This is a genomic window from Kitasatospora sp. NPDC002543 (assembly GCF_053594915.1).
This window is the reverse complement of sequence record NZ_JBSFWR010000195.1, coordinates 1-5,672: the sequence shown is the minus strand read 5'-3', so window position 1 is coordinate 5,672 and position 5,672 is coordinate 1. Positions and strand designations below refer to the sequence as shown.

Below are 5,672 nucleotides of genomic sequence, written 5' to 3'. Positions count from 1 at the left end.
AGCAAGCCTCGAAGGGCCTGACGTGCGCGATACTGGGATTGAACCAGTGACCCCTACCGTGTCAAGGTAGTGCTCTCCCGCTGAGCTAATCGCGCCTGGTGCGGTGGTGTTGCAGCAAGCCTCGAAGGGCCTGACGTGCGCGATACTGGGATTGAACCAGTGACCCCTACCGTGTCAAGGTAGTGCTCTCCCGCTGAGCTAATCGCGCGGGGAGGCCCCCGGTGGAACCGGGGGATCCTCTTGGAGGTGGAGACGGGATTTGAACCCGTGTACACGGCTTTGCAGGCCGTTGCCTCGCCTCTCGGCCACTCCACCAGGCAACGCATGAAGAACGATCTTACACTGTTCTCCATCGAGCGGACGACGAGATTCGAACTCGCGACCCTCACCTTGGCAAGGTGATGCTCTACCAACTGAGCCACGTCCGCCTGTCTCCCGGGGGGCTTCACCGCTTTTCTTCGGCTGCGCTCCCTGGCGACGTGTTGAACTCTAGCGGATTCCCGGGCCAGCTAAAAATCCGTTCCCGCAGCATGCCGAGGGGATGGCCGGTGAGTGCCGTCCCGTCAGCCCTTCCGGGAGGGCACCGGCCACCACCTGGGGCGCTCCCGGACGATCATCCGCAGGTCACCCGGCGCACACCCACGCGACGCGCGCACCTGCTCGTACGCGGGGGCGCGAGCCGCCGCTCTCCCGCGCCCCCGACCTACACTTCAGGCACCGCCCCCAGCACCACCGCGCAGGAGAACCGTGTCCGGTCACCCCGACCCCCGCACCCCGCTCGCACGCTTCGGCGGCCGTCTGGCCACCGGACTGCGCGACGTCACCTCGGACCCGGCCGCCCTCGACTCCGCCGGCCACTGGGCCGTCGCCTACGACTTCGAGGGCCGCCTCACCTGTGCCCGCTTCGACGAGGTCCGCCCGGCGCCCGCCCCGCCGTCGGGCGCCGGCTGGCGCGGACCGGAGGCCGGCAGCTGGCACAGCTCCCTCGACCGCGCCGCCTACACCGCGGGAGTCCGCCGCATCCGCGAGCACATAGCCGCCGGCGAGGTCTACCAGGCCAACCTCTGCCGGGTGCTCTCCGCGCCGCTGCCCGACCCGGACCGCAGCGACGTCGACGCCCTCACCGGCCTCCTCGCCCACGGGAACCCCGCCCCGTACGCCGGCACCATCCGGCTGCCCGACCACGGCGTCGAGATCGCCACCGCCTCGCCCGAGCTCTACCTGCGCCGCGTCGGCCGCACCGTCTCCTCCGGTCCGATCAAGGGCACCGGCCGTACCGAGGACGACCTCCTCGACAAGGACCACGCCGAGAACGTGATGATCGTCGACCTGGTCCGCAACGACCTCGGCCGGGTCTGCGAGACCGGCAGCGTCACCGTCCCCGACCTCTGCGCCGTCGAGAAGCACCCGGGTCTGGTCCACCTCGTCTCCACCGTCGAGGGCACCCTGCGCGAAGGCGACGGCTGGCCCGAACTCCTCGCGGCCACCTTCCCGCCCGGCTCCGTCACCGGAGCCCCCAAGTCCAGCGCCCTGCGGATCATCGAAGCCCTGGAGACCGCCCCGCGCGGCCCGTACTGCGGTGCCGTCGGCTGGGTCGACGCCGACCGCGGCGAGGCCGAACTCGCCGTCGGCATCCGCACCTTCTGGATCGACCGGACGGACCCCGGCGCACCCGTCCTGCGCTTCGGCACCGGTGCCGGCATCACCTGGGGCTCCGACCCCGAGCGCGAATGGGCCGAAACCGAACTGAAGGCCGCCCGCCTGGTCGCGATAGCGTCGGGCAGCGAGCCCGGTGGCGCATCCGGCAGCGGATCCGACCCGACCGGGGCCCCAGCCCTCACCGCCTAGGAGCAGCACTCGATGCACAACCGCACCACGAGCTGGGTCAACGGCGCCCTCGTCGACTCCGCCGACGCGGCCGTCTCGGTCCTCGACCACGGCCTCACCACCGGCGACGGCGTCTTCGAGACCCTGAAGACGGTCGACGGCCGGGCCTTCGCGGTCACCCGCCACCTCGACCGGCTCACCCGCTCCGCCCGCGGCCTCGGCCTGGCCGACCCCGACCACGACCTGCTCCGCGAGGCCTGCGCCCGGGTCCTCGCCGCCAACCCCGCGCCGCTCGGCCGGCTGCGCATCACCTACACCGGCGGTAACAGTCCGCTGAGCTCCGAGCGCGGCACCGCCGGCCCCACCCTGGTCGTCGCCCTCAGCGCGATCGGCCGCCGCCCGGACGAGACGGCGGTGGCGGTCGTCCCGTGGCGCCGCAACGAGCACAGCGCCGTCGCCGGCCTCAAGACCACCTCCTACGCCGAGAACGTCGTCGCCCTGGCCGCCGCCCACCGGGCCGGCGCCTCCGAGGCCCTGTTCGCCAACACCGCCGGCCTGCTCTGCGAGGGCACCGGCTCCAACGTCTTCGTGGTCCTCGGCGGCCGCCTGCTCACCCCGACCCTCGCCTCCGGCTGCCTGGCCGGCATCACCCGGCAGCTCGTCGTCGACTGGTGCGGCGCCGAGGAGACCGACCTCCCGCTCGACGCCCTCCGGGACGCCGAGGAGGTCTTCCTGACCTCCACCACCCGCGACGTCCAGGCCGTCACCCGCGTCGACGACCGCGAACTCCCCGGCATCGGCCCCGTCACCGCCAAGGCCATGGCGGTCTTCGCCGAGCGCAGCGGCGACGACCTCGACCCCTGATCCCGTCCCCGGGCGAACGGATCGGCAGAGCGCGCCGGCCGGGTGGATAACCCTCGGTGCAGGGGGAAGGCACACCACATGACCACCACGCTGCGCCCCGAGGGCCCGGAGACACCCACCGCGGCCGGCGGCCGCACCAGACGCTGGCTGATCCTCTCGAACGGCCACCCGGTCGGCGCGCTGCGCACCACCGCCGACCCGTGGGGCGATCAACTCTTCGGGAGAATATCCGAGTTGGAGGTCACCGAGGGCCGCGGCCGGGGACGCGGCACGTTCGGCGGGCTGGCCGCCGAGGAGGTGCTGCGCACGTGGGGCTGCACCCGGGTCGACGTCGCCGTCCCGGCCGCGGCCGCGGCGGCCCGGGGGCTCGCCGCGACCCTCGGCTACACGGAGCGGGCCCTGGCCATGTCCAAGCCGCTGGTCGACGCCCCCGAACTGCCCGCCGGGGTGAGCGCGCGCCCCTTCGAGGACCCGGCCGAACTCCGGGCCTGGTACGAGGAGTCCGCAGACGACTACGTCCGCATTCTGGTCGGTTCCGGACTCACCGAGGAACAGGCCCGCGCCCGCGTGGCCGCGGGGCCGCAGAGCCCGCCCCCGCCGGACCCGGAGGCCCCCGGCATGGTCGTGCGCCGCCTGTACGGCGCCAACGGCGGGGAGGGCCCCTACGGCCTGCTCTGGCTGCAACCGCGCCTGCGCGACCTGCCGGACGGCGAACCGCTCGCCTGGGTGATGAAGGTCGAGGTGTCCCCGGCCCATCAGGGCGAGGGGCACGGACGCACGCTGATGCTGCTCGCCGAACGCGAGTGCCTGGCCGCCGGGGTGCGGCACCTCGGCCTCAACGTCTTCACCGGCAACGATGTCGCCATCCGGCTCTACACCTCGCTCGGTTACCGGGTCACCGAGCGCGTCTACGGCAAGCAGCTGTGACCGGGCGTGCGGTCAGGAAGCCTTCGCCGCCTCGATGACGGCCACGATCCGCTCGCGCAGCCCGTCCTGGCTCTTGCCGCCGTCGAGCCGCTTGCCGCCGATCACGTACGTCGGCGTGCCGGTGACCCCGATCGCCTTGCCCTCGGCCTGGTCGGCGTCGACGGTCAGCATGTGCCGGCCGTCGATCAGCGCGGTGTCCACCTCGTCGACGTCCGCCCCGACCTCCCGGGCCACGTCCAGCAGCACCTGCTGCCCGCGTGCGTCCAGCTCCGCGGTCCGCGCCAGCAGCGCCTCCACGAACGGCCAGCCCAGTCCCTGGGCGAACGCCTCCTCGGCGGCCTCCGCGGCGGCGTAGGCGTGCTTGTGCTTCTCGAGCGGGAAGTGCCGCACTTCCACGGGCAGGGCGTCGCCGTACTGCGCGCGCAGCGCCCGTACGTCGTCCAGCGCGGTGTGGCAGTCCGGGCACTGGAGGTCGCACCAGAACTCGAGGCGGGGGAGGGAACCATCGATCATTCCCTCAGTGTTCCACTAGTGGGCGCCCGCTCCGGCCGGAGGTGCGCCCGAGGGCGGACCGAGAGGAAGGCACCGATGACCACGACGACCGGACACGAAGGGGTGGCCCCGTGCTGAGCGCGGCGATCAGCTTCATCCTCACGGCGGGCGGGGTGGCCTTCGCGGGGCTGCGGGCCTACCGGCGGCGCTTCCTGTCGGCGACCCGCTGGTTCGCGGTGGCCCTGCTGCCCGCCGGTCTCTACCTGACCGGCCTGTTCCCGCTGGCGAGCACGATCGCCCGGGAGGCCGCCGACTGGGCGACCAGGCTGGTCCTCGACCCCCGGGTGTGGACGGGCATCGCCCTGCTCGGTGTCTCCACGGTCCTGCTGGTCACCACCCGCTGGGTGGGGCGCCGCGGCGGCGCGGAGGTGGAGGACGCTCCGCGGCGCGCGGCCGCGGCCGACCCGGCGCCCGAGCGCCCGGCGGTGGCGCCCGCGCCCAGGGCTCCGAAGAAGCAGTCCGCGGCCCCGCGGGAGGACGGCCTCGGCGACTTCGCCGACATCGAGGAGATCCTCCGCAAGCGCGGCATCTGAGCGGAAGGGCCCGAACGGGGCCGGACGGGCGGCGGGCGGGTCAGGCGGAGGGGACGGTCTCCGCCGACCGCTGCCGCGCGCGGTAGGCGGCGACGTGCAGCCGGTTGCCGCAGGTGCGGCTGTCGCAGTAGCGCCGCGAGCGGTTCCGGGAGAGGTCCACGAAGACCCGCGCGCAGTCCGGTGCCTCGCAGCGGCGCAGCCGCTCCCGCTCGCCGGCCATCAGGATGAAGGCCAGCGCCATGCCCAGCTCGGCCGCCAGGTGGTCGCCGAGCGCGGCGTGCGGCGCGAAGTAGTGGATGTGCCAGTCGTGGTCGTCGTGGTTGGTCAGCCGGGGTGTCGTCCCGGCGGCCGCGACGAGCGAGTTGACCAGCTCGGCGGCGGCCTCGGTGGACTCGGTGGCGAACACCTCGCGCAGCCGGGTGCGCAGCTCGTGCACCCGCCGCAGGTCGTCCTCGGTCAGCGTGTCGATTTCGCTGATCTCCTGGCGGACCACGAAGGCGTCCAGCGCGGCGACGTCCGGCAGCCGCTCGGCGCCGCACACCTCGGGTGCGGTGTTGAGCAGCTCCACGAGGAGGCTCAGCGCGCACTCGGTGTCATGGGTGATCAGCACGTTGGGGGCTCCTCGCGCAGGGGACTCCGATACCCCGCGTCCGCGGTTACCCCAGACCATACCGGGCCTCGTACCGGCGGGGCGGAGCCTTTGTTCGAAGATGTGTGCGGAGTCCGGCAAGGCGCCCGAAACCGGGCGCGGATCGGGCCGTCGGGCCCCGGGGCGGTGTCCGGCGCCGTCCGACGCGCCCAGCGGCGGCGGGTGGCGCCACCGGACGTGCAGGGTCCCGCGAAGACGTCGGCGCCCCGGGGCGGGGGCCGGCCAACGGGGGGGGGTGCGGGCCCGGCGGCCGGGGGCCGCGGGGGGGGGGGGGCGCGGCGGGGGGGGGGGGGGCGCCCGCCCCCCCCCCCGCCCCCGCG

6 protein-coding genes and 4 tRNA genes are annotated in these 5,672 nt (G+C 73.9%); 4 read left to right on the top strand and 6 right to left on the bottom strand.

Going from position 1 to position 5,672, the window contains the following annotated elements:
* Positions 1–23: 23 nt before the first annotated feature.
* The 4 genes from ACWD4P_RS37760 to ACWD4P_RS37745 form a co-directional block, all read right to left on the bottom strand.
* Positions 24–95: transfer RNA gene (locus ACWD4P_RS37760), tRNA-Val, on the bottom strand.
* A gap of 41 nt (positions 96–136) precedes the next feature.
* Positions 137–208 (bottom strand) — tRNA-Val (locus tag ACWD4P_RS37755).
* A gap of 33 nt (positions 209–241) precedes the next feature.
* A tRNA-Cys gene (locus tag ACWD4P_RS37750) sits at positions 242–315 on the bottom strand.
* Positions 316–355: 40 nt separating this feature from the next.
* Positions 356–428: transfer RNA gene (locus ACWD4P_RS37745), tRNA-Gly, on the bottom strand.
* Positions 429–747: 319 nt separating this feature from the next.
* Here ACWD4P_RS37745 and ACWD4P_RS37740 point away from each other — a divergent pair.
* From ACWD4P_RS37740 to ACWD4P_RS37730, 3 genes are all read left to right on the top strand, one after another.
* Positions 748–1,848 (top strand): chorismate-binding protein, encoded by a 1,101-nt coding sequence (locus ACWD4P_RS37740; protein WP_359830434.1) that lies wholly within the window; start codon positions 748–750, stop codon positions 1,846–1,848.
* A 12-nt stretch (positions 1,849–1,860) separates the two neighbouring features.
* Positions 1,861–2,691 (top strand): aminotransferase class IV, encoded by an 831-nt coding sequence (locus ACWD4P_RS37735; RefSeq protein WP_449782758.1) that lies wholly within the window; start codon positions 1,861–1,863, stop codon positions 2,689–2,691.
* A gap of 78 nt (positions 2,692–2,769) precedes the next feature.
* Complete coding sequence (locus ACWD4P_RS37730; protein ID WP_359830438.1) at positions 2,770–3,618, top strand: GNAT family N-acetyltransferase; 849 nt, start codon at positions 2,770–2,772, stop codon at positions 3,616–3,618.
* Positions 3,619–3,630: 12 nt separating this feature from the next.
* Here ACWD4P_RS37730 and ACWD4P_RS37725 read toward each other — a convergent pair whose 3' ends face one another.
* Positions 3,631–4,131: a DsbA family protein gene (locus ACWD4P_RS37725; protein WP_359830440.1), complete on the bottom strand. Its 501-nt coding sequence runs from the start codon at positions 4,129–4,131 to the stop codon at positions 3,631–3,633.
* Between the two features lie 110 nt (positions 4,132–4,241).
* Here ACWD4P_RS37725 and ACWD4P_RS37720 point away from each other — a divergent pair, with 110 nt between their 5' ends.
* On the top strand, positions 4,242–4,703 hold the full coding sequence (locus ACWD4P_RS37720) for a hypothetical protein (protein WP_449782757.1): 462 nt from the start codon (positions 4,242–4,244) through the stop codon (positions 4,701–4,703).
* A 40-nt stretch (positions 4,704–4,743) separates the two neighbouring features.
* Here the strand turns inward: ACWD4P_RS37720 and ACWD4P_RS37715 are convergent, their stop codons facing one another.
* Positions 4,744–5,313, bottom strand: a complete 570-nt coding sequence (locus tag ACWD4P_RS37715; protein WP_449782756.1) for a CGNR zinc finger domain-containing protein — start codon at positions 5,311–5,313, stop codon at positions 4,744–4,746.
* Positions 5,314–5,672 lie beyond the last annotated feature (359 nt).

Coding starts and splice junctions, on each gene's coding strand:
- ACWD4P_RS37735 (WP_449782758.1), top strand. CDS start 1,861: ATGCACAACCGCACCACGAGCTGGGTCAACGGCGCCCTCGTCGACTCC.
- ACWD4P_RS37730 (WP_359830438.1), top strand. CDS start 2,770: ATGACCACCACGCTGCGCCCCGAGGGCCCGGAGACACCCACCGCGGCC.
- ACWD4P_RS37725 (WP_359830440.1), bottom strand. CDS start 4,131: ATGATCGATGGTTCCCTCCCCCGCCTCGAGTTCTGGTGCGACCTCCAG.